General features: G+C 42.4%; 19 protein-coding genes and 2 tRNA genes. 5 read left to right on the top strand and 16 right to left on the bottom strand.

Annotated elements, in window-relative coordinates; translation table 11 throughout:
• Positions 1-6 precede the first annotated feature (6 nt).
• The 3 genes from AABS66_RS11395 to AABS66_RS11405 are packed head-to-tail and all read right to left on the bottom strand — an operon-like array spanning position 7 to position 3,574.
• The gene (locus tag AABS66_RS11395) at positions 7-960 is read right to left on the bottom strand and encodes a PDR/VanB family oxidoreductase (protein WP_430224932.1); all 954 of its coding nucleotides are present in this window, start codon (positions 958-960) and stop codon (positions 7-9) included.
• Positions 961-973: 13 nt separating this feature from the next.
• Positions 974-2,425, bottom strand: a complete 1,452-nt coding sequence (locus AABS66_RS11400) for an NAD-dependent succinate-semialdehyde dehydrogenase (protein ID WP_430224933.1) — start codon at positions 2,423-2,425, stop codon at positions 974-976.
• Between the two features lie 18 nt (positions 2,426-2,443).
• Entirely contained in the window at positions 2,444-3,574 is a 1,131-nt protein-coding gene (locus AABS66_RS11405; protein ID WP_206084480.1) for an aromatic ring-hydroxylating oxygenase subunit alpha, read from the bottom strand.
• A 321-nt stretch (positions 3,575-3,895) separates the two neighbouring features.
• Between AABS66_RS11405 and AABS66_RS11410 the strand changes: the two genes are divergently transcribed.
• A complete protein-coding gene (locus AABS66_RS11410) occupies positions 3,896-5,449 on the top strand; it encodes a BCCT family transporter (RefSeq protein ID WP_430224934.1) in 1,554 nt (517 codons plus the stop codon).
• Between the two features lie 87 nt (positions 5,450-5,536).
• On the opposite strand, the gene rimI is transcribed toward AABS66_RS11410, so the two are convergent.
• Entirely contained in the window at positions 5,537-5,989 is a 453-nt protein-coding gene (rimI, locus tag AABS66_RS11415) for a ribosomal protein S18-alanine N-acetyltransferase (RefSeq protein WP_206084478.1), read from the bottom strand.
• Positions 5,958-6,368 carry a DNA polymerase III subunit psi gene (locus AABS66_RS11420; protein ID WP_206084477.1) on the bottom strand — a complete coding sequence of 137 codons (411 nt, stop codon included), beginning with the start codon at positions 6,366-6,368 and terminating at the stop codon, positions 5,958-5,960. Before AABS66_RS11420 ends, rimI begins: the two co-directional genes overlap by 32 nt.
• 131 nt (positions 6,369-6,499) lie before the next feature.
• Here AABS66_RS11420 and rsmC point away from each other — a divergent pair, with 131 nt between their 5' ends.
• From rsmC to AABS66_RS11435, 3 genes are all read left to right on the top strand, one after another.
• Positions 6,500-7,513 (top strand): 16S rRNA (guanine(1207)-N(2))-methyltransferase RsmC, encoded by a 1,014-nt coding sequence (rsmC, locus tag AABS66_RS11425; RefSeq protein ID WP_430224935.1) that lies wholly within the window; start codon positions 6,500-6,502, stop codon positions 7,511-7,513.
• Between the two features lie 158 nt (positions 7,514-7,671).
• A tRNA-Leu gene (locus AABS66_RS11430) sits at positions 7,672-7,757 on the top strand.
• 46 nt (positions 7,758-7,803) lie between these two features.
• A tRNA-Leu gene (locus tag AABS66_RS11435) sits at positions 7,804-7,889 on the top strand.
• A gap of 97 nt (positions 7,890-7,986) precedes the next feature.
• Here AABS66_RS11435 and AABS66_RS11440 read toward each other — a convergent pair.
• The 6 genes from AABS66_RS11440 to AABS66_RS11465 all read right to left on the bottom strand — a co-directional run bounded on the left by AABS66_RS11440 (position 7,987) and on the right by AABS66_RS11465 (position 14,440).
• On the bottom strand, positions 7,987-8,241 hold the full coding sequence (locus AABS66_RS11440; protein ID WP_206084475.1) for a DUF1435 family protein: 255 nt from the start codon (positions 8,239-8,241) through the stop codon (positions 7,987-7,989).
• Positions 8,242-8,360: 119 nt separating this feature from the next.
• A complete protein-coding gene (locus AABS66_RS11445) occupies positions 8,361-8,891 on the bottom strand; it encodes a GNAT family N-acetyltransferase (protein ID WP_206084474.1) in 531 nt (176 codons plus the stop codon).
• 218 nt (positions 8,892-9,109) lie between these two features.
• Positions 9,110-10,549, bottom strand: coding sequence for an alkaline phosphatase (gene phoA, locus AABS66_RS11450; protein WP_206084473.1), 1,440 nt, complete (start codon positions 10,547-10,549; stop codon positions 9,110-9,112).
• Between the two features lie 181 nt (positions 10,550-10,730).
• Positions 10,731-12,299, bottom strand: coding sequence for an alpha/beta hydrolase-fold protein (locus AABS66_RS11455; RefSeq protein WP_241016850.1), 1,569 nt, complete (start codon positions 12,297-12,299; stop codon positions 10,731-10,733).
• Positions 12,300-12,357: 58 nt separating this feature from the next.
• Positions 12,358-12,972, bottom strand: coding sequence for a DUF3156 family protein (locus AABS66_RS11460; RefSeq protein WP_241016849.1), 615 nt, complete (start codon positions 12,970-12,972; stop codon positions 12,358-12,360).
• Complete coding sequence (locus AABS66_RS11465) at positions 12,947-14,440, bottom strand: APC family permease (protein ID WP_206084471.1); 1,494 nt, start codon at positions 14,438-14,440, stop codon at positions 12,947-12,949. The genes AABS66_RS11460 and AABS66_RS11465 overlap by 26 nt, the downstream gene beginning before the upstream one ends.
• Positions 14,441-14,839: 399 nt before the next feature.
• Between AABS66_RS11465 and AABS66_RS11470 the strand changes: the two genes are divergently transcribed.
• Positions 14,840-15,505 carry a helix-turn-helix transcriptional regulator gene (locus AABS66_RS11470; protein WP_206084470.1) on the top strand — a complete coding sequence of 222 codons (666 nt, stop codon included), beginning with the start codon at positions 14,840-14,842 and terminating at the stop codon, positions 15,503-15,505.
• 4 nt (positions 15,506-15,509) lie between these two features.
• On the opposite strand, the gene AABS66_RS11475 is transcribed toward AABS66_RS11470, so the two are convergent.
• The 5 genes from AABS66_RS11475 to AABS66_RS11495 form a co-directional block, all read right to left on the bottom strand.
• Positions 15,510-16,253 (bottom strand): SDR family oxidoreductase, encoded by a 744-nt coding sequence (locus AABS66_RS11475; protein WP_272538952.1) that lies wholly within the window; start codon positions 16,251-16,253, stop codon positions 15,510-15,512.
• Between the two features lie 127 nt (positions 16,254-16,380).
• Positions 16,381-17,874 carry an aldehyde dehydrogenase family protein gene (locus tag AABS66_RS11480; protein ID WP_206084468.1) on the bottom strand — a complete coding sequence of 498 codons (1,494 nt, stop codon included), beginning with the start codon at positions 17,872-17,874 and terminating at the stop codon, positions 16,381-16,383.
• Positions 17,875-17,902: 28 nt separating this feature from the next.
• Positions 17,903-18,271, bottom strand: a complete 369-nt coding sequence (locus AABS66_RS11485) for a cupin domain-containing protein (protein ID WP_206084467.1) — start codon at positions 18,269-18,271, stop codon at positions 17,903-17,905.
• Positions 18,272-18,319: 48 nt separating this feature from the next.
• Entirely contained in the window at positions 18,320-19,624 is a 1,305-nt protein-coding gene (locus AABS66_RS11490; RefSeq protein WP_047757442.1) for an NAD(P)/FAD-dependent oxidoreductase, read from the bottom strand.
• Positions 19,625-19,947: 323 nt separating this feature from the next.
• Entirely contained in the window at positions 19,948-20,694 is a 747-nt protein-coding gene (locus AABS66_RS11495) for a helix-turn-helix transcriptional regulator (RefSeq protein WP_206084465.1), read from the bottom strand.
• Positions 20,695-20,784: the final 90 nt, after the last annotated feature.

A 20,784-nucleotide genomic window follows, 5' to 3' on the forward strand; every position in this document is an offset into this window, starting at 1 on the left:
ATGAATTTATAAATCAAGTACTAAACGCTTACTTCTTGCCCTAGATACGCATAACATCATGGTTTTTTGCTCTGCTTTCTCATCGTCATCTAAATAGTGGTCACGATGATCAGCTTCGCCTTCAAGGATCGCGGTTTCGCAGGTTCCGCAAACCCCATTACGACATAAACACTCCACATTGATGCGCTTATCCGCTTCAATAGCCTGTAAAATAGACATATCTTTGCCAACTTCTAAGCTAAAGCCTGAACGTTGAAAGTAAACTTCGAAAGAATCCCCTTCACTGGCGACTTCACCAAAGTTTTCAAAATGTACCTGTGATCCCCCTAAGTATTGGTTACCTTTTTCAATCACCTCATTAATTAATGATTGAGGGCCGCACACGTACACATGGCTAGACGAAGGTTGGGACTGAATCAATTGCTCGACAGACATCCTCTGCCCTTGGCTGCCATCATAAAGGCGCAAGCGTGAGCCAATACGCTCTTGTAAATGCTCGACAAACGCAGCGGTTTTCACATCGCGAAAGCAATAATGTAACTCAAAGTCCATACCGCCTTGCTCTAATTCATACAAATAAGACAAAAACGGTGTGATACCGATCCCCCCAGCAATTAGCAAGTGCTTACACTGGTTATCCTGTTCAAGGGAAAAGAAATTTTGAGCAGGTGAAAGATGAATACAATCTCCAACAGACAGCTGCTCATGCATAAATGCCGATCCACCTTTCGAGTTTTCATCACGCAAAACGGAAATACAGTAACTGCCTCTATGTTTTGGGTCGCTAATCAGCGAATAAGCGCGCTGTAAGCCCATTTGCTCCCCCATATGTACAGTGACATGACTGCCTGCACTAAAAGGCAAGAAATTTCCCTCTTGGGCAACAAATTCAAACATTTTAACGGTTGAACTCACTTGTTCGATTCGGCTGACATTCACTGCAATTTTTTCTTGGCTCATCACCGCGTCCCTCTTATTCGCCGACATCTAAGCACAGGTATTTGATACTTAAGTAGTCTTCAATACCATATCGAGACCCTTCTTTACCTAGCCCTGATTGTTTAACCCCACCAAATGGTGCAACTTCATTAGAAATCAACCCTGTATTGATCCCCACCATGCCACTTTGCAGTTTTTCAGCGACGCGATAAACACGGTTCACATTACGGGAGAAGAAGTAAGCCGCGAGTCCATAAATGGTATTATTTGCTCGCGTAATAACTTCATTTTCATCAGTAAAGCGGATCAACGTTGCGATAGGTCCAAAGATTTCCTCGTGCACAATGTCCATCGAATCATCAACATCCACCAGCACTTTTGGATTGAAAAAATGACCTTGCTCTTTGATTTCATTTCCCAATACCAACTGTTTTGCACCTTTTGCCAATGCGTCTTGCAATAGTGCATTCATGCCTTCAATAGCTCGCGTGCTAATCATTGGTCCAATATCTGTACCAACATCCGCCCCGTTCCCAACTTTCAACTTGGCGACTTCTGCAACAAACTTGGTCTTAAATTCGTCGAAAATAGCATCATGAAGGTAGAAACGGTTGACGCAAACACAGGTTTGGCCGCCATTACGGAATTTCGCTTGAACTGCACTGCTCACCGCTTTATCAATGTCCGCATCCTCGAACACAATAAACGGTGCATTACCGCCAAGCTCTAACGACGTTTTCTTGATGGTTGATGCACATTGTTCTGATAGCACACGACCGACTTGTGTTGAACCTGTAAATGAAAACTTGCTGATAAGCTCATGTTTTGTCAGCCTTTCCCCTAAAACTCGAGAATCCCCAGTGATGACGTTAAATATCCCTGCTGGAATACCGGCTTCATCCGCCAGCTGCGCTAATGCGAGAGCAGTAAAAGGTGTTTCTGTTGCAGGCTTAATAATGATGCTACAACCCGCGGCCAAAGCGGGGGCGGCTTTTCGCGTGATCATCGCCGCTGGGAAATTCCACGGCGTGATAGCGCTACAGACACCAATCGGCTGTTTTATCGTTGAAATACGGTTGCTACCAACAGTTTGGGGGATGGTTTCCCCATACACACGCTTACCTTCTTCCGCAAACCACTCAATAAAAGAGGCTGCATAGCGAATTTCTCCTTTAGCTTCGTGCAGCGGCTTACCTTGTTCGAGGGTCATGATCAGGCCAAGATCATCAACATTGGCTTCGATCAACTCAAACCAACGGCGTAAAATGATCGAACGTGCTTTCGCGGTCAATTGTTTCCAACTTTCCATTGCACCGTAAGCCTGTTCAATAGCGTCATCCACTTGTGCTGCCATTAGGCTGGGAATAGTCCCCAGCACAGATTGGTCAGCAGGATTCGTCACAGAAATTTTTTTATCTGAATCAACCCATTGCCCATTAATATAACAAGACTGACGAAAAAGCGTCGGGTGAGTGACTGTCTGCATATGTGACGGCTCCTTTCATTATTCTTCGGTATGTGCACCAGCAACAATTTTGTGGAAATGCGCCACACCGTGCTCACTGATCCCACTGCGTTGTCTGTCGGCCATAATGCGTCCTTGACCACGGTAGCCCCGCGATCTCAGCCCTTTTTGAACACTTTCAACTAAGCGCAAATCTTCTGGGCGGAACACGGTGCGATACCATTCCACTAAGTTTTTCTGGTACTCAGTCAATTCTTCATTAAGGAAATAAATATCATAGTGTTGCAAGGTCTCCCCAGCGTTCACAGGGAACTCATAGATAACCGTCATGAAGTCTCCTCCTGGCGGCATATTGAACATGGTGCTTGGCCAAATCCAAAAACCAAAGAAGCGCGGGTCTAAAACGGATTCATCAAACTGATAAGAAGATTCAGACGGTTTTGCTTTACCAATTTGTACCGTCCAATTATCCAGAAGTTGGTGCTCGTAAACATTCACATCTACAGAACTGGCGAAACTGACGTGGTTGGTAGGGCAGTGATAGCATTCAATATAGTTATCAACAATGGTCTTCCAGTTAGCTGGCGTATGACTAACAAAACGTGCTGCCAATTTTAAATCGCTAATCACCGCACAAGCTTCTTGCATTTTTTCAGCGAGGCCAGGTAATTGCTCTTCGATCGGTTGCGGCTCACCCACGGTCATATTCACATAAATAAACCCTGCATGTTCAATCACATGAAAGCTGCTAAGTGACATCGCATCAGACTCAAAGTTATTCACATTTTCACAGTTTGTCGCATGCGCTAACTGACCATCGAGTTTGAAAGCCCACGCATGGTAAGGGCAAGTAATTACATTTTTAACTTTACCGCTATCACCGCTAATTAATTGGTGCCCACGATGTGGGCACACATTATAAAAACCACGTAAAACATCATCACGACCACGCACAATCACTAAGCTTTCACCGATCAATTCACGGGTGATATAGGAATTTTTTTCTTTAACTTCACTAACGTGGGCAACACAAACCCATGAGTTAGCAAAGATTTTTTCTTTTTCATATTCAAAAATATCATTAGATGTGTAATAACGCGCAGGGATTGTCCATGCGTTATCAATATCAAGGTGATCATTAATCGAAATGACTTTAGCTGCATTGCTCATAATTGCCCTCACTTATGTAAACTTATAGTTAACATCTTTTTTATGGATGTTAACGAAGATCGCATAAATGATCAAACAAAATATTGCGCGATATTCAAACAATATTTTATTTCATAATTAAATCATTCGGTTAAATGACATTAAATTAAACCAACTGTTAATAATTGGTTAATTACTTGTTGACTGCACAATCTTTGCATGGCTATTCTCTGTAAACCTAAAGTAACCACAATTAGCTGTACCCTTAAAAAATAAACAGGCATTCCCTGCAAGCCAACTCTCATAAAAGACAAAAAATAAGTGAGCAACTGGAGAAGAGGTATGATGAATAATAAGAAATCCGTATTTTACGTGTCGTTAGCCATTAGCTTGGCTATCATCAGTGTGGGCGCATTTATCCCCGACAAACTGGAAGCATTTTCACATTCTGCTCTGAGCTTTATCTATAACAACCTAGGTTGGTTCATTCTGGGCTCTGTTTTTATCTTTTTTAGTTTTTGCATGTTCCTTGGCTTTTCTAAATTCGGTCATATTCGTCTTGGCGATGACAGCGATAAACCCGAATACAGTACGGTGACATGGATTGCCATGCTATTCAGTGCATCTATTGGTATCAGCTTGATGTTCTGGGGAGTTGCAGAACCTGTTTCCTACTACATCAGTCCACCCATTGGCCAAGGCTCAACTGAGCAATCCGCAAAATCAGCGATGCAGTATGTTTACCTTCATTGGGGCGTTTCCGCATGGGCCTGTTACGCACTGGTCGGTGTCGCTTTAGGGTATTGTCAATTCAGAAAAAAGCTACCTTCATCAATTAGTTCCGTTTTCTATCCCTTAATTGGCGATCGAATTTATGGTTCTGTCGGTAAGCTAATTAATGTGTTAGTGATGCTTTCCGTTGTGATTGGCATCGCCACATCATTGGGGTTTGGTACACTGCAAGTTAACAGTGGCATGAACTACTTATGGGGGCTTCCAATTAGCATTTACGTGCAAATTGGGTTAATTGCAGTTATCACTGTTGTTTATATCGCATCAACCATCTCTGGATTACAAGGGGCGATTAAACACCTATCGAACCTGAATATCATCCTCGCATTAGCATTGATGGCATTTATCTTTATCTCTGGTCCAACTCAAACCATCTTAAAAGTTTTGTTCCAAGGTATTGGCGATTACGTACAAAACTTTGTCAGTATGTCATTTCGTACTGAGCCTTATAATGACGGTACTTGGATTGCTAACTGGACACTGTTTTACTTCGGCTGGTGGATTGCTTGGGCACCATTAGTCGGTAGCTTTGTCGCGCGTATTTCGAAAGGGCGAACCATTAAAGAATTTATGATTGGTGCAGTATTTATTCCAGTATTAAGTGCCTTTGCATGGTTTGCCGTAATGGGCGGATCGGCTATTCATTTAATTCAAAACTTAGGGCAAACAGCGCTCGCGGATGCAGTGAAAACCGATGTAACATCAGCGTTATTTAAATTCTTAGATTATTTCCCTGCATCTACTTTCATTAGTGTACTTGCCATTGCATTGGTGTTGATCTTCTTTATTACTTCAGCGAACTCGGCGGTGTTTGTTTTGGGCATGGTCAGTGAAAATGGTAATCCTAACCCGTCTCACATCACCAAAACGATTTGGGGTGTTGTAATTGCCGCGATTGCGGTTGTACTCATCATGACGGGCGGGTTATCAGGATTACAATCAGCGCTAGTTGCTATGGCAGTCCCTCTTTCCATGATGATGCTGTTAATGTGTTATTCCACTTATAAAGGGCTGAACGAAGAAGTGAATGCACAGGTCGCAGTCCAAAGACAGACAAAAGAAGATCTCTCAATGGCCAATGAACCTGTATTACCCGAAAAATAGTTAAAAAATGAATTTATAGTCGCTCAACAATAAAAACCCCAGAACATTTGGCATGTGCTGGGGTTTTTTACTCGCTTTCAGGAGCAACTATTGGGAGCCAAACAGTGTGAGCGCTAAGACTAATGCGTCTTCTCGGCCTTTTTTAGCAGGGTAATAGTCTTTTCGTACAGTGACTTCATGAAAACCGAGTTTTTCATACAAATGCAATGCAGAAGCATTTGATTCTCGGACTTCTAACCAAAGCGTCATAATGCCTTTATTCATCAGCTCACTAATCAACTGTTCTAGCAATAAACGCCCATATCCCTTGCCTTGGTAATCAGGGTGAATAGCGATATTAAATAGTGTTGCCTCATCCAGAACACATTGCGTTATCGCATAACCAACAATCTGATTATTAATAGAAATTTTTAGGTTATGATACTTTTCCCCTTGATTCCCATAAAAAACTCGCTCAGTCCATGGAAAATCATGGCTTAACTTCTCAATTAAGAAGGCAGTAGCAAGATCAGATTGCTTTAGTGTTGAAATTTTCATCATATTGATAAATTTGTTTCCATAGTGCCTGTTTGGCGCTGATACTCGTCATAAGCTCAGACAAAACAGGTGAAAAGTACGTCATTTTTGAACCTTCTGGATGGGTTTCCCCCCCGAGAACCCAACAAGGAATTGTTATTGGTGTTGGGATTAAATTCAGCTGCTCAGAATTAATGCAAACCACATCATCTTGTGCAATTCGCATTGAAAGAAAAATATCTTTTAACAGCTGGCTATTTAAATCAAGGTTCTCATCAGTAATAATAATAAGCTTAGTCGACGCTGGGATCCTGACACCACGTTCACCACGTAACACAGCTGGATTTCTCACCATCCATTGAGTGATCCCCATTTGTTCTAAAAGCCTGTCACGTCGTGTCATTTATTTTTCCAGTCGCTATTTTACAACCCCATCTTATCAAAGGGGATTAATAGCGCCAACAGAGCAATGCGATTTCTCGCATTTCTGGTATGGTGTTAGCAGTTTTTATCATTTTAGGAGATTGACAGAATATGTCATTACTGACACCGGCCAGTGAAGTTATCCAGCGCCATCTTGAGCATTTTACGGATCGTCATGTCATTTTGGCTGGTGACATTCAGGATGAATTGGCTGCCACTCTCGAAGCAGCAAGTGTTCGCGTCGTAACAAATCAATACCATCGTTGGAAAAACCTGCAGCCTTTGATGGGCGAAATGGTTTTATTTTCATCAACCACACCCGCTGAATTTATTCAGCCTTGCGATACATTGATTTACTTCTGGCAAAAAAATAAACAAGAAGCTTGCTTCCAACTGGACGATCTGTGCACCCATCTTGCTGCGGGTAGTCAAATTTTTATTGTTGGCGAAAACCGCAGTGGCGTCAAAAGCGCAGAATCCATCATGGAAGGTATCGCGACCTTACAAAAAATCGACTCGGCCCGCCGTTGTGGCTTGTATTATGGTGAATTAGAGCAACCAACCACCTTTGATATTACACGCTGGTGGCGTCACTATGATCTTGATACGGTTAGAATTAATGCACTACCTGGCGTGTTTAGTCATAATGAGTTAGATATCGGCAGTGATTTACTGCTTTCAACATTAACAGAGCCAATGAAAGGCGATGTTCTCGACCTCGCTTGTGGTAATGGTGTTCTTGCAACCGTCATTGGAACGCAAAACCCTGATGTTAAGCTGACGTTAAGCGATGTTAGCGCCTCCGCATTAGACTCCGCAGCCTCAACACTTGAAGCGAACAAACTCACGGGAGTCGTCATTGCAAGTGATGCCTATTCAGATATTCACGACAAATTCGATTGGATTATCTCTAACCCACCTTTCCATGATGGGCTAAACACCAGCTACAGTGCCGTTGAAAACATGATTTACCAAGCCCCTAAATTCCTGAAAAAAGGCGGTCACTTGCGCATTGTTGCCAATGCATTTTTACCTTACCCAGACTTATTAGATAAAGCCTTTGGTAGCCATGAAGTGCTAGCAAAAACAGGTAAATTCAAGGTATACCAAGCCACGAAACGCTAGTTAATGACCGTATTATCGTGCAATTTAGCGGTCAGCCTCATAGGCTGGCCGTTTTTTAATCAAAAAAAAATAGATGATTAAAAAAATATTGACGTCCGCTAAAATTAGCCTAAAATCCGCTGCGTATTATCGCTGTAAGAAAAGTTAGATTTGGCATTGCGAGGGTGGCGGAATTGGTAGACGCGCTAGCTTCAGGTGTTAGTGTCCTATGGACGTGGGGGTTCAAGTCCCCCCTTTCGCACCACTAACTTTAGATAAACACAGTAGTTCAGCATTGACGAAACAGTATTGCGAGGGTGGCGGAATTGGTAGACGCGCTAGCTTCAGGTGTTAGTGTCCTTCGGACGTGGGGGTTCAAGTCCCCCCTTTCGCACCACTGGTCAATGAATGTTATTTCCCCAGCAGCCTTTCGCGCATTTTTCTGAAATCTTCCCAGATTGCATTCAGCTCAATTAACACTTTCGCAAATCAAACTACCTTTGCAACACAAAAGCCATCAAAAAGCACAGTAATGAAACTACAGCTGGAATAATCAATAAACGGCGAGAGCCGCGATTAAATAACATCCCTGCCGTTGCGATCATCATAGTGATCATCACCACTCTTAGGTTATCAAAACCCATATTGCTGAGGACATAAGCAATGCTTAGCAATACCACGGCAAAGACACCCCATAGGCCAGCGCCTATACGCCGTAAACCTGCGGTTTTTGATATGCTAGTTGGCATAGTGACCTCAATAATCTTAAATGATAATGATTATCAATCATATCTAATTTTTAGTAAATTTCAATCGTTTTTCTGCGAAAACACCCCTAAATTAACACGATTTTTACAAAATAGATAACTTAAGAAAACCAATAAACAAAATGAATATCTTCTGGTTCCAGGGCAAACAGCTCTGGGTCTGGTGTTTCAATCAAACCACATCCCATGTATTGGTAAAAATGCACCGTATTTTCAGATGGCGTTGCAGAGATATACAGCCCTTTCGCCCCTTTTTGAGTCGCAATATCTACACATTGTTGAAATAACATTCCCGCAATCCCCTTGCCTCGATATGCATGGCTCACGTGTAAAAAGGATAACTGCAGTAAATTCTTTTGCTCCCCTCGCCAAATATTATCCACGCTTGCAGCCGCAATGATTTTTCCTTGTTCGAAGACACCCAGAAAAATAGCGCCTTGGTCATAACTGTCTAATAAATGCGGGGTATAAGCCTCGGGCTCGCCTTCTGGCCAGCCTTTCATATCAAAGCGCTGCTTCGAAAGCACCAGTTTGCCCTCTTGGTGTAAATAAAGGTGTTCAATTAATTCAGTGCGATCGATTGACCAAACAGAAGGGATTTCATCTCGTTGTAATTCGCGGATTTCTCTCATGATCTTATTCTCATTATCAGCGCCAATATAAACGCTCTTTATTATTATCAGGTGAATTTGTTTTCCAAGATAACCGATAAAAAAATAAGTTCAACCATTTCAATAAGCTATTAAGGCAAGGTTGAAATAAAAGCAAGATATTCAAAAGAGATGGGAACATAAAATAAAAAATTCCCCACAACATCCATATTGCGGAGAATTTACACTACAGGGTTGGTTTATTGCTTCAATCCCATTGCATCACGCATGGTAAAGAACAAATCGGTTTGGTCAGTCAGACCCATCACATTCGCAGCGTGTGGACCATAAGCCGCAACACGCAGCTGAGCACCAGTATGCTCTTGTGAATCATCTTCCTCAGAGTTACCGTAATTCACCACCATCACAGAGCCATCTTTGGTAATCAACGCTTGAGTTAACCCCGTTGATTTCGTGCCTTCTGGAATAATTTGGCTTGAATGTGAATGGTCAGCAGTCACAATAACTAATGTATCACCATGTTTTTTCGCGAAATCTAAGCCCACTTGAACCGCTTGGTCAAGAGCAACAGTTTCACCAATTTGGCCGCATGGGTTGGCTTTATGATCTTGTTTATCGATAGATGCACTTTCAACTTGTAAGAAGAAACCATTTGGATTGACTTCTAACAGGTCAATAGCCTTTTGCGTCATTTGCGCTAGCGTTGGTGCGTTTGGATCTAATTTTGGATTTGGCTTACACTCCAGCGGAGCATTGTTGATGTTGCCATAGTGCACCGCTTTTGGCCCTTCCCACGCGACTGTCATGTTGCCATCGTGGAATAGTCCAAGTAGAGGTTTGTCTTGGTTTGCCAGTTTTATATCGTTCAGCGACTTCGCATCACGCACAATAGTATAACCGCGCTCAATCGCTTGTTGCTCAAGCGTCTTACCTTTATAGTCACCCGCTTTCGCTTCTTGTTTAAAGCTCTTCGCGCCACCGCCCAACGTCACATCCGCACGGGTTACCAATAACTGTTCAGAAATCGAACCACGACCACCATTTTCAAGGGCATTGGTTCCACATTTTTCTGAAGTTTCTTCTGGGCCGTAACATTTACGTGCCGTCACGTGGGAGAATTGCGCCGCTGGCGTTGCATCTTGGATCTCAGAGGTCGTCACGTTACCTGTCGCTTTACCGTTACGTTTAGCGATTTCAATTAATGTTTCGTGGTCTTTACCAAAGACGTCTACCCCTAAAGCCCCATTGTAGGTTTTCACCCCAGAAGACCATGCTGTAGCGGATGCCGCTGAATCTGTGACGTAATCAGGCTTTTGCGTCTTTTTATCTAGCGCATAATGCGTATATTGCCCTGTAATTGGCAATGCATCGATACCTTTAAAGAATCCAGAAGCCCCTTCTGCATAGTTACGTGCAACGGTGATTTCTGAATCACCCATGCCATCACCAATAAATAAAATCACGTTTTTTGCTTTGCCATTATGTAATGCGGCTTTCATGATATCCGTTTGCTCGGTCGCTAAGCGACGTGCACCACCAAACTTGGTGATATCACCTTGCGCTGCGCGGTTTTCTGAAACTGCATCATTTTTATCCGCTGCATAAGCTGGAAGGGTGCTACCTAACATTAATGTGCTGACTGTGACAGCTAAAAGGGATTTCATAAAATTACCAGTCATAACTGTTTTCCTTGCCAATCAATAATGAAAAAAGAGGAAGTATGCTTCAAATAATGACAGGCATGCTAAAGTAACCAGATGACAGTTGAATGACGCTTTTATGGCGAAATGAAGACGATTGTCATAAATGTGAAAAAAGCAGCGCATTATCCGCTGCTTTTTTATTGAAATTAACGCGCTATTACCACTGAGAAGACAGTTGTTTAGTGCCTTCGTATAATGTTTCGCACCAAGAAACATAATCGTGCCCGCTGGGTAATTCAATGGCATCCACTAAATAGCCTTTATGTTTCAACACTTCTAATAACTGATAATGATTTTGAATGATCCCGCCCCAGCTTCCTCGTTGCTCAAATAAGCCTGCTTCGAGGAAAAAGCGAATAGGCTTCGGTGGCATCGTTTCTATTTCACTGATTAACCATTCAGGATCTTCCCCTTTTGGCGCCCACCAATAAGACCCTGACATACTCAGCACATTGCCAAATATTTCAGGGTGTTGTAGTGCATTCCACGTTGCCCCTAACCCTCCAAAACTTGATCCAGCAATAATGGTATGTTCCGCTTTCGCATCAATACCTTTTTTCGCCAATTGCGGCATTAATTCATCCACCAGCAATTGCGGGAAAAGCGTGTTCGGAGGCAGTTCTTCGCCACGCCTATCAGAGCTAATACTGTCGACAAACACAATATTCATTGGTGGGAGAGAGCCCTCGTTCATCCAGCTATCAAAAAATTTCGCCATTTGATAAGTATGAAGATAGATTTGCCCATCCAAAAGTACCAATAACGCAGGCTGTTTCATCTGAATATTTGGGCGGTATACCGTAATTTGCCGCTCATTATTCAAAATTTGGCTAGATAAGGTAAAGGTTTCTAACTGCCCTTGAATGTGTTTTTTTTCAATAGCAGGAAATTGACACTGGCGAATATTCGGTGCCAGTGATAGCAAGGAAAAGCGATTATATTTATCCGTTGAGCCAGAAGGGATACTTTGTGAGTTGTAAGGGTCAGCCTGGGCGGTGACTAAAATGGCTTTGCGCTGTGCAAAACCGCCTTCAGGTACGGTAGGGATATCAGGGGCAATTTTATATTGAGTTAATGTATCCGCTGGAATGATGAAGGAACGGTGCCAAATATCCGTTCCTTCTATTTGCGCCATTCTTTCATGATTCCCCGAAGGCGCTCCTAAAATATACGCATTGGACTTTGCTCCGCGCCATAAAAATGTCGCTCGTTTTTGTCGACCTGCAAGGTCTTCAATAAGCGGCGTCCCTTGTTTGGCAACCTCCTGCCAAAACGCATTAGTATCACCATGATGATAATGTTCATTGAGCAGGCTTTGCAGTTTAGGGCTAATGGGCTCGTTATCTTTTTTAATCGCTAAAGGCTGATAATCACTCACATCAAACTGTAATTGCCATGATTTACCTGGAGAGCCTTGTAAATCGAGGTAATACACACCATTTGTCGGCACGATGTAATCAGCTGTATGCGGTTCTTTGTCGGAACCATATGCCTGTAATACACGAACAGGCTGCTTGTCAGCATTTAATAAAACAACCTGAGAGAACCCCTCACCGCGCTGCTTAATAAAATCTTGCTGCAAAGCCTCAAAATAAACGCAGCTATGGCCTTCGCTATCATGTACGCCTTCCACAGAAGAAAGCTCACCTAAACGAATGCAGTCAGATTGCGTTGCCATCGCTGCACAGGAAAACAAAATACAACCTAAAAGCGGCAAAGATTTCACATCTAATTCCAAGGAGTCAACTGATAATAATTATTACTATCAAAAAACCTTTTTAAACTCAATGGGTAGCGGTATGTTTTTCCATCAATTGGTTAATCAGCTGAAGTGAACTGAGTAACCGGTATCGCTGCGTTGGCGCTATTTTCAAGTAACGCCTTGTTGCTGGAACGCGGCTAACAAGTTCCGATGCGGTAAAGGGCTCGATTTCACAACGCCAGTGACCATGGCTCAAAGTTATTTGGCATGAATTAAAATCTAACTCTTCCAGTGTCTCTCTAATAATTGGATAAGCATTCAGCCAACCAATCACTTTTTGCCCATCGGGTTGCTTCGACACAAAATGAATGTGTTTTTTTCTCACGCTACCACGCGTTTTCACGACAATTTTTGCATTTAAATTTTCATCACAAAAACCTGACACTGAAAAACGGCTGTACACAATAAACGCGAGGAAGAGTTTTCTAACGCGCTCAGTGACGTCAATGGTCAACGAAGGTTGCGGCAGGATAAGGAGCACACCTGGTGCTCTCCACTCACATGGATAAGGCGCCATATCCCGCTCAATTCGATTTAACGTTAACCCGGCTTGGTAACCTGTTGGTAACCGTTTTTTCGTTAAGCCTCCCAATCGCTGTAATAGCGAAGGTTTAGGCGAGGTGACGTAATGGCTCAAGTTGTACCTCCTCATTTTCTTCATCTCTAAATGAATTAGACAGAACAACTTCAACATCAACGGGTTTGAACGGATTGACCTTCTGAACAAATACTGTCCAAATCAGTGCATAACTGGCCGTTAAACCTAACATTATCGCAAACGGAATATACACATCAGACTTATTCATACCTGGCGGTGTGATATACACAATCGCTAAAATAATCCCGACACTCGAAATAATTTGAGGAATTGGGAAAAACGGCGAGCGGTAAGCTCGGTGTAAATCAGGGCGGCGAATACGCAATAGCACCACGGAAATAGTCACTAATAAATAGGCGGTTCCCCAAGAACACACTGCCGCTAGCACCAGAGGAATAATACGGTCAAGATCACCTTGGATAGCAAAAGCATGTAAACATGGGATCATCACAGCCACTAAAATACCGAATACGGGTGTTTTAAAACGTGGGTGCAAATACGTGAAGATGCGCGGTAATGCACCATCTAGTGCCATGCCATATAAAATACGCGGCACAGCAGCCATCAGTGTATTAATGGTTGCCCCACCCGCTAATAACAGTGCGACACCAATCCAGTATTTACCAAATTCCCCCATGACTCGCTCTGCAAACGCAGGGATTGCCATCGGTGTTTCCAATAAGCGCGTGCCTGTTTGTGGGTCAACCACCACGTTTTCGACTTGATTGGCCAGCGCAGCACCAAACAGCACCATACATAAGGCCACGCAGAATAAACCCGTTGTCATGGCGCGAGGGATAACTTTGGCGGAATTTTTAATTTCTGGCGCCATTGGTGTGACAAGCTCACAACCAACAAACATAAACATCGCCATACCCACAAAACTTAAAACCAGTGTTGGATCAGAGATATTTAGCTCTGCACCAAACCACCCCTCCATCGGTACGTTAAACGGTAACATCAAGCCTGTAATACTAAAGATCACCAGTGTTGACCACATGGCGAAAGTCAATACCACTTCAACCTTACCAAACGCTTCAATACCAAAAGCATTTAAGATACCGAAAGTGACAACTAAACCCACACCAACCATCCAAGACGAATTACTGGTTTCCAGTACCGTATTCAGGTGCTCAAAGTTCACTAACGCCATAATCCCCGACAGAATAGTTTCTGCGGTTCCCGCAAAGACATGCACAATCAAATACGCTGATAATGCACCAGTGATAGCCCAGAAGCGCCCCATACCACAAGAAATATAGTCATACACGGAGCCAGAGGTGGGTAAAATCGCCGCGGCCTCTGAAAAAGTGGTGAGCTGTGCCTGCATCATAATGAAGCTCAGTAACACGGCTAATGCAAACGTATCGCCACCAATACCAAACCCACTGGTGACGGTTAAGATAACAGGGCTTGCCATAATCAAGCCCGCGGAACTCGCCAGCGTCGTTGGGAACCCAACTTTCCCCTTTTCGAGATGTGACGTTAATTTTGAGGATAAATTCATTTTGCTTCCCTCTCGCTCTATACGCAGCCATGGATGTGAATTTTTTGTAAAAAAAGCGTGACTACATTGCCACTATAGAAAGAAGCACAAAGAGGCGACCATCGTCCTAAAGAACGATACCCAGAGAGAGGGGGGAGTTCTTATAACTATTCGAAAAGTACCAAGAAAATCAACAGAAATAAAAATATATACTTTAATATCAATACATAACGATCATTTTGATCATTAATATATTAATAATCAATTAACCAAAGATACCAAATCCTAACAAATCAAGACTGAACCAATTTTTACTTGTTTTAAATACTGTTATCGACCTCACGTTATTAACATGTTTACTTTATGTTAATAACAATAAAGCGCATGATAATTATCTGACTCACTATGGAAGGGGATAAAATGAGCCCACCTCAGTTTAGCGACCACCAGCAAACATTGATTGATTGCTGCCTAAATACTATTGCACACATTATCCCTATTACTGCGTCAGTGTATTACCTGGTCAACGACCACTGGCAGCCAGACAACTATGTGTTATATGGGATCCCTGCTCAAATGCACCGAGATTATCTGGCTTATTTTCATCAACTCGATCCACTCCATCCCGATAAATTTCGGGAAGATGATTTAAGATTAGTCAGGATGTCTCCTGAAATTCGTCAGCAAAATCAGGCTTTTTTTCATGATTTTATGCAACCTAATAATCTAACAGATATGGCTGAGATTTTTATTCGTCGGAAAAATAAAATTATTGCTGGAGTTTCAGTACTGCGAGACAGCCCGTTCTCGCAACACGAAATCATGCGGTTAAATGCGATCTTACCTGTTGCAGAGCTGATGACGTTTGATATCTTGCCTGATTCTTTAGTATCTTACACACCAAAAGAACAAGAAATCATTCATTTGGTGCGTGAAGGCGCGAGTAATAAGCGTATTGCGTTGTTATTAGGCGTGTCATTATCCACCGTAAAAACCCATCTGCGTAATATCTTCACTAAAGCCAATGTCACTAACCGAACTGAACTTGTGTCATCAGGGTTTATTATTCGTCAGGAAAAGTTTTAATTAACTAGCGACCACCTGCCGCATCAATAATTGAACCCGTCACATAGGATGAAGCATCACTTAACAACCATGAAATAATTTCCGCAATTTCTTCAGGTTCTCCGCCTCTTTTCAGTGGTAACTGTGCCGCAACCCGATCAACACGCCCTGCTTCACCGCCGTCTTGGTGCATCTGCGTATAAATGTAGCCAGGACGAACACCATTAACACGTATCCCTAACTCAGCTAACTCTAATGACAGCCCCTTTGTAATGGAGTCTACCGCACCTTTTGACGCAGCATAATCGATGTATTCTCCAGGCGCACCTAAACGTGCTGCCGCTGACGAAACATTCACAATCGCTTTTTTATCAAAGTGGTTAAAATGGCGAGCCAGTTGGATAAACTCACGGCAACATATCAGTAACCCAGTGACATTAGTCGCAAGAACAGTATTAATTCGCTGTGCTGTTAACGCTTCTGTTCTGCATTGCTGAAATAAAATACCCGCGTTATTCACTAAATAGTGCAAATCACCATGTTGCTGCTTAACGGTCTCGAACAGCTTAACAACCTCACTTTCACTGCTAATGTCGCATGGTAATGCATATGCGACACCTCCAGCCGCCTGAATTTCTGCAACAACCCCTTCCGCAGCCTGATGGTCGCTTTTATAATTAATAAGCACTCGCATACCGAGCCGTGCGAGTTGAAGTGCTGTTGCACGACCAATTCCTCGGCTTCCACCAGTAATCAATACCGTCTTCATACCACCACCTAGCTCAGAAATAAGATACAGCTATCATAGCCCTATTCTTCATCACCACGTGAATAAAAGCATAAAAAAACCCGGCACAATGGCCGGGAAGCAGTTGATTAATACTCAAAATTAACCACTAATAACGCACCATGACAGATTTTAACTCAGTGTAATACTCAATAAAGGCACTGCCAAACTCACGACCAATACCTGAAGACTTAATACCGCCAAATGGCACCGCAGGATCAAGGAAAGTGTGCATATTCACCCAAACCGTCCCCGCTTCAATACGAGAGATCATCCGCATCGCCTTACTGAGATCGTTTGTCCATACACTGGCTGCTAAACCAAATGGTGTGCTATTCATCATCTCAATCAGTTGTTCTTCGTCATCGTAACTTAAGAAGGTGCCGACAGGGCCAAAGGTTTCTTCTTTCATCAATGCATCGTCTGGGCTATTCGCTCGAATGATAGTCGGCGGAACAAAATACCCCGCCCCTGTAATCGGCTGGCCACCATAAATAATTTCGCTGCCATCTTGGCGCGCTTTTTCAAATAGGCTGAGGATTTTTTCGTAATGGGCTTTGTTCGCAAGCGGCCCCATTTCGGTTGTTTCGTCTAATGGAGAACCTATTTTTATCGCAGATAAACGGACTTTAAGTTCAGCTAGTACCTCATCCATTAATTTGGATGGGATATAAAAACGCTCTGCCGCTGCACAGATTTGCCCTTGATTAAGGTAACCCGCTTCGATAATGCCATTCACGATCTTCTCAACAGGTAAATCCGCCAAGAATGCCGCACCGTTTTTCCCCCCTAGCTCTAATGTCACACGGGTTAATTTTCCTTCCATTGCTGTGCGCCCTACCGCCAGCCCAGTCGGTACCGATCCCGTAAAGGTCACTTTAGAACACAGAGGGTGTTGAATAAGTGCAGGCCCTACCTCGCGACCACCACCGTTAACGATATTAATCACGCCATCAGGAATACCTGCTTCTTTCGCTAATTCCGCCACGCGTAACATCGTCAGTGGCGTAAATTCGCTCGGCTTCAAGACAATGGTGCAGCCACACGTTAATGCAGCCGCTAATTTCCAAATGGAAATCATAATGGAGAAATTCCATGGAATAATCCCTGCAACAACCCCAACAGGCTCGCGTTGTGTAAATGCGGAATACTTTTCGCCATTAAATGATGGCAGTGACACATTTAACGTTTCACCGCTAATTTTTGTCGCCCACCCCGCGAAATAGCGTAAAAACTGCGCCGCCGACCCTACCTCAAGGAAACGGGAAAGTTGAATCGTTTTCCCTGAACATAGGGTTTCAAGCTGCGCGAGTTCTTCAAGGTGCTTTTCAAGTAAATCCGCAAGGCGGTTTAGGCAATTTCCACGTTCCATCGGTGTGGTATTTGCCCAAATACCTTTGAATGCCACATGTGCCGCACTCATTGCCGCATCCACTTCTGCTAACGTCCCTTCTTTGACTTTAGCGATAACCTGTTCAGTGGCTGGATTAACAACGTCAAAAAAAGTCTCACCCTTGCCAGAAATCGGCAACCCATTGATAAAATGCCCATGTTGACGTTTCAGAAATTCGCTGACTTCAGGTAATAGGGTTAACTCACTCATTGCAATCACTCCACTAAATAGTAATTAATTAAGCATTCACACAAGCTAGGTAGTGCTTAACGAAACGCGGGGTATCAATTTCCCATAAGACTTCAGTACCTTTCGCAGCAAACCATGTATCGCCTTTATGGTACTCAACCGTCACACCCGTTTTAACATCTGTCAATTTAACTGAGCCTTCGTGTACTGTTGCCATTTCATCAAACGGATAAACCATTTTGAATTTGCCTGTTGTACACGCAAAAATACCGCAAGTTAGGTTATCCGTTGGCTCGCCATAAACCATCGCCACACTGGCTTGTGGGTCACCTTCGACAACTACAGAGCCTAAGTTTGTTACGCTACCAATGTTCAGTAGCTCTGGAAGCGGTTTATTCAGCAGTAATGGACTAATCATGATATTTACCTTTAATCGATTTCAATAAAATAATTATACGGATACGAATTAGCGACGGCCTTGCCAGTAACCCGATGTTTGGTGCATGATTTTCGCAAGTGAAACAATCACATTACGCATGCTGTCTTTGCCAATAATATTGGCGTGAGGAATCGAACTCATTAAGTCATAACGATGAGAACCTTCCACCATGCCTTCAGCCAACACTTTGCACACGATCTGGCTTGGCGTTACGCCGAAACCTGAATATCCCTGTGCATAGAACACATTTTTATGTTGAGGCAAAGAACCTATTTGTGGGAAAAGATTCGCACTACAGGCCATCGGGCCACCCCACGCTAATTCGATTTTGACATCTTTTAGATAAGGGAAAACCTTCAACATTAAATTGCGATTCCAGGCTTTTAAATCAGACGGAATATACTCAAGAAAATGCGTTGAACTACCGAATAACAGACGGTTTTCGTTAGTGACCCGGTAATAATCAATCACAGGACGAATATCACTATATGCACCGCGGATCGGGCTAATTTGCTCAATTAATTCGTCAGATAGCGCTTCTGTCATTAATTGATAAGCGTAGGTATTGATGGTTTTTGGGTAAAGCGTGGGCTCAAGACCATTTAAGAATGAGTCACATGCCCATAACATTTTCTGTGCTTTAACGGTTCCCATCGCCGTTCTAACTTTGATGGTATTACCATACTCAACATTCAAAACTTGGCTATTTTCAAAAATCTTTGCGCCATAAATCTCGCTAACTGCTTTTGCCTCACCCAATAAGAGATTTAATGAATGTACATGCCCACCGCCCATGTGCTTGATACCACAGGTATAAGCATCTGAGCCGATAATCTGCTTTAGTTCTGAGCCACTATAAAATTCAATTTCTTCATCAGGATCAACAGATTTGAAATCTTTCAGCCAACTACGTAATGTTTTTTCTTGGCGAGCATTGCTGCCTAAATAAGCATATCCACGGCAAAAATCCGCATCAATATCGTATTTAGCAATACGTTCACGCATGATCCCTGCGCCCATATTGCTAAGCTTAAAGATGGTTTCTAACCCTTCTGGACCCACATATTTTTTGATTGCATCGATATCATGCCCAATTCCAGCCATCACTTGGCCGCCATTACGCCCTGATCCCCCGTAACCGAGGTAACGACCCTCCAAAATAGCGATGTTTGTGATCCCTTTTTCGCATAGTTCAAGCGCTGTGTGGATCCCTGAAAAACCGCCCCCGATGATCACGACATCCACATCAAGATCTTCTTTCAGTGTTGGAAAACGCAAATCGTATTTCTTTGTTGCTGCGTAATAAGTTAATGATTCTACTTGGTTATTCATAATGGATACCCTGTTTAGTATCTTGCAATACCTCGATTATCTTAACCTTGCATTAACAATTACATAGCCCTTTAGGGACATTTAAAACAAAGATTTAACAAATGTGAGCCAGGTAGAATATTTAAATAAAAACAAAATATTTTTAAATTATTTTTTTTATTTTCAATTCAATTGGTTAATTAAACATTTCGATATTAATAATAATTAAATACATTTTTTCAAAAAAAATTTAAATTAACATAACAAAAAACGCAATCATATGATTATTAAATATAATTATAGTTCTTCATTATTCGCACTGCATTTATACTCATGCTATACAGTCACTGAATTACTCGATTCATTAATAAATTAAATAGTTCAGCTTGCGAGTTAATATTCAATTTTTGGTAGATATTTTTACGATGATTTTTGACTGTACCAAGGCTAATAAAAAGTGACTCTGCAATTTGAGGTGATCCTTTGCCTTCCAGAATCAACTCCACTACCTCACATTCCCTTGGCGTGAGGCCGAAACGAGTTTGCCTATCTGCATTTTGATAGTGGTTCGATACCACATTGGGAGAAACTTCTTTATGCAATCGAGCCATGCTGCAAATAATTTCAAACGCTTCTTTTAAGGGGGCTTGAGTATATTTTTCAGAGAAAAATGGTCTGTCTTCATTACCAAAAAATATTCCCAATTGCCTATCCGCAGAAATTTCCAGCAACAGTCCTGCTTCGTCACACCAGCCCGTTTTGCGATAAAAATTCAGGTAATAATCTGTATGATAAAAACCTTTAGGTGCCAATTCCTTCAATGTAAGAACCTTGGACGTCCCTCCTTTTTGGATCTCTTGGTAAAAAGGATCCATTAAATAAGCGCCTCGCTGATAGATTCGGTTCACACTATCACTGTTTCGTCGTTCAACTTTTGAAAGAAAACGTGGAGGCGTATCCTTTTCAAAGGCATACACGATGGCATTATCAAAAGCGATAAAGGATGATAACCATGATAATAAATTAGGATAAAACTGGTTAGTTGCAACAGAATCAATCACATCAGGTAATTTAGTGAGATAATTATCCATTCCGCCCCCAAGTTTGTTAACTTATTAATAAATTAAATATGGCTCATAAATACATTAAGCCAAAAGAATATAAAAAACACATTATTTGTA

Source organism: Providencia sp. SP181, from assembly GCF_050446505.1.
GTDB classification, from domain to species: domain Bacteria; phylum Pseudomonadota; class Gammaproteobacteria; order Enterobacterales; family Enterobacteriaceae; genus Providencia; species Providencia vermicola.

Bases quoted from the DNA above. Each gene is read 5' to 3' on its own strand.
- AABS66_RS11395 (WP_430224932.1), bottom strand. From the start codon at position 960: ATGAGCCAAGAAAAAATTGCAGTGAATGTCAGCCGAATCGAACAAGTG.
- AABS66_RS11400 (WP_430224933.1), bottom strand. From the start codon at position 2,425: ATGCAGACAGTCACTCACCCGACGCTTTTTCGTCAGTCTTGTTATATT.
- AABS66_RS11405 (WP_206084480.1), bottom strand. From the start codon at position 3,574: ATGAGCAATGCAGCTAAAGTCATTTCGATTAATGATCACCTTGATATT.
- AABS66_RS11410 (WP_430224934.1), top strand. From the start codon at position 3,896: ATGATGAATAATAAGAAATCCGTATTTTACGTGTCGTTAGCCATTAGC.
- rimI (WP_206084478.1), bottom strand. From the start codon at position 5,989: ATGATGAAAATTTCAACACTAAAGCAATCTGATCTTGCTACTGCCTTC.
- AABS66_RS11420 (WP_206084477.1), bottom strand. From the start codon at position 6,368: ATGACACGACGTGACAGGCTTTTAGAACAAATGGGGATCACTCAATGG.
- rsmC (WP_430224935.1), top strand. From the start codon at position 6,500: ATGTCATTACTGACACCGGCCAGTGAAGTTATCCAGCGCCATCTTGAG.
- AABS66_RS11440 (WP_206084475.1), bottom strand. From the start codon at position 8,241: ATGCCAACTAGCATATCAAAAACCGCAGGTTTACGGCGTATAGGCGCT.
- AABS66_RS11445 (WP_206084474.1), bottom strand. From the start codon at position 8,891: ATGAGAGAAATCCGCGAATTACAACGAGATGAAATCCCTTCTGTTTGG.
- phoA (WP_206084473.1), bottom strand. From the start codon at position 10,549: ATGACTGGTAATTTTATGAAATCCCTTTTAGCTGTCACAGTCAGCACA.
- AABS66_RS11465 (WP_206084471.1), bottom strand. From the start codon at position 14,440: ATGAATTTATCCTCAAAATTAACGTCACATCTCGAAAAGGGGAAAGTT.
- AABS66_RS11470 (WP_206084470.1), top strand. From the start codon at position 14,840: ATGAGCCCACCTCAGTTTAGCGACCACCAGCAAACATTGATTGATTGC.
- AABS66_RS11475 (WP_272538952.1), bottom strand. From the start codon at position 16,253: ATGAAGACGGTATTGATTACTGGTGGAAGCCGAGGAATTGGTCGTGCA.
- AABS66_RS11480 (WP_206084468.1), bottom strand. From the start codon at position 17,874: ATGAGTGAGTTAACCCTATTACCTGAAGTCAGCGAATTTCTGAAACGT.
- AABS66_RS11485 (WP_206084467.1), bottom strand. From the start codon at position 18,271: ATGATTAGTCCATTACTGCTGAATAAACCGCTTCCAGAGCTACTGAAC.
- AABS66_RS11490 (WP_047757442.1), bottom strand. From the start codon at position 19,624: ATGAATAACCAAGTAGAATCATTAACTTATTACGCAGCAACAAAGAAA.
- AABS66_RS11495 (WP_206084465.1), bottom strand. From the start codon at position 20,694: ATGGATAATTATCTCACTAAATTACCTGATGTGATTGATTCTGTTGCA.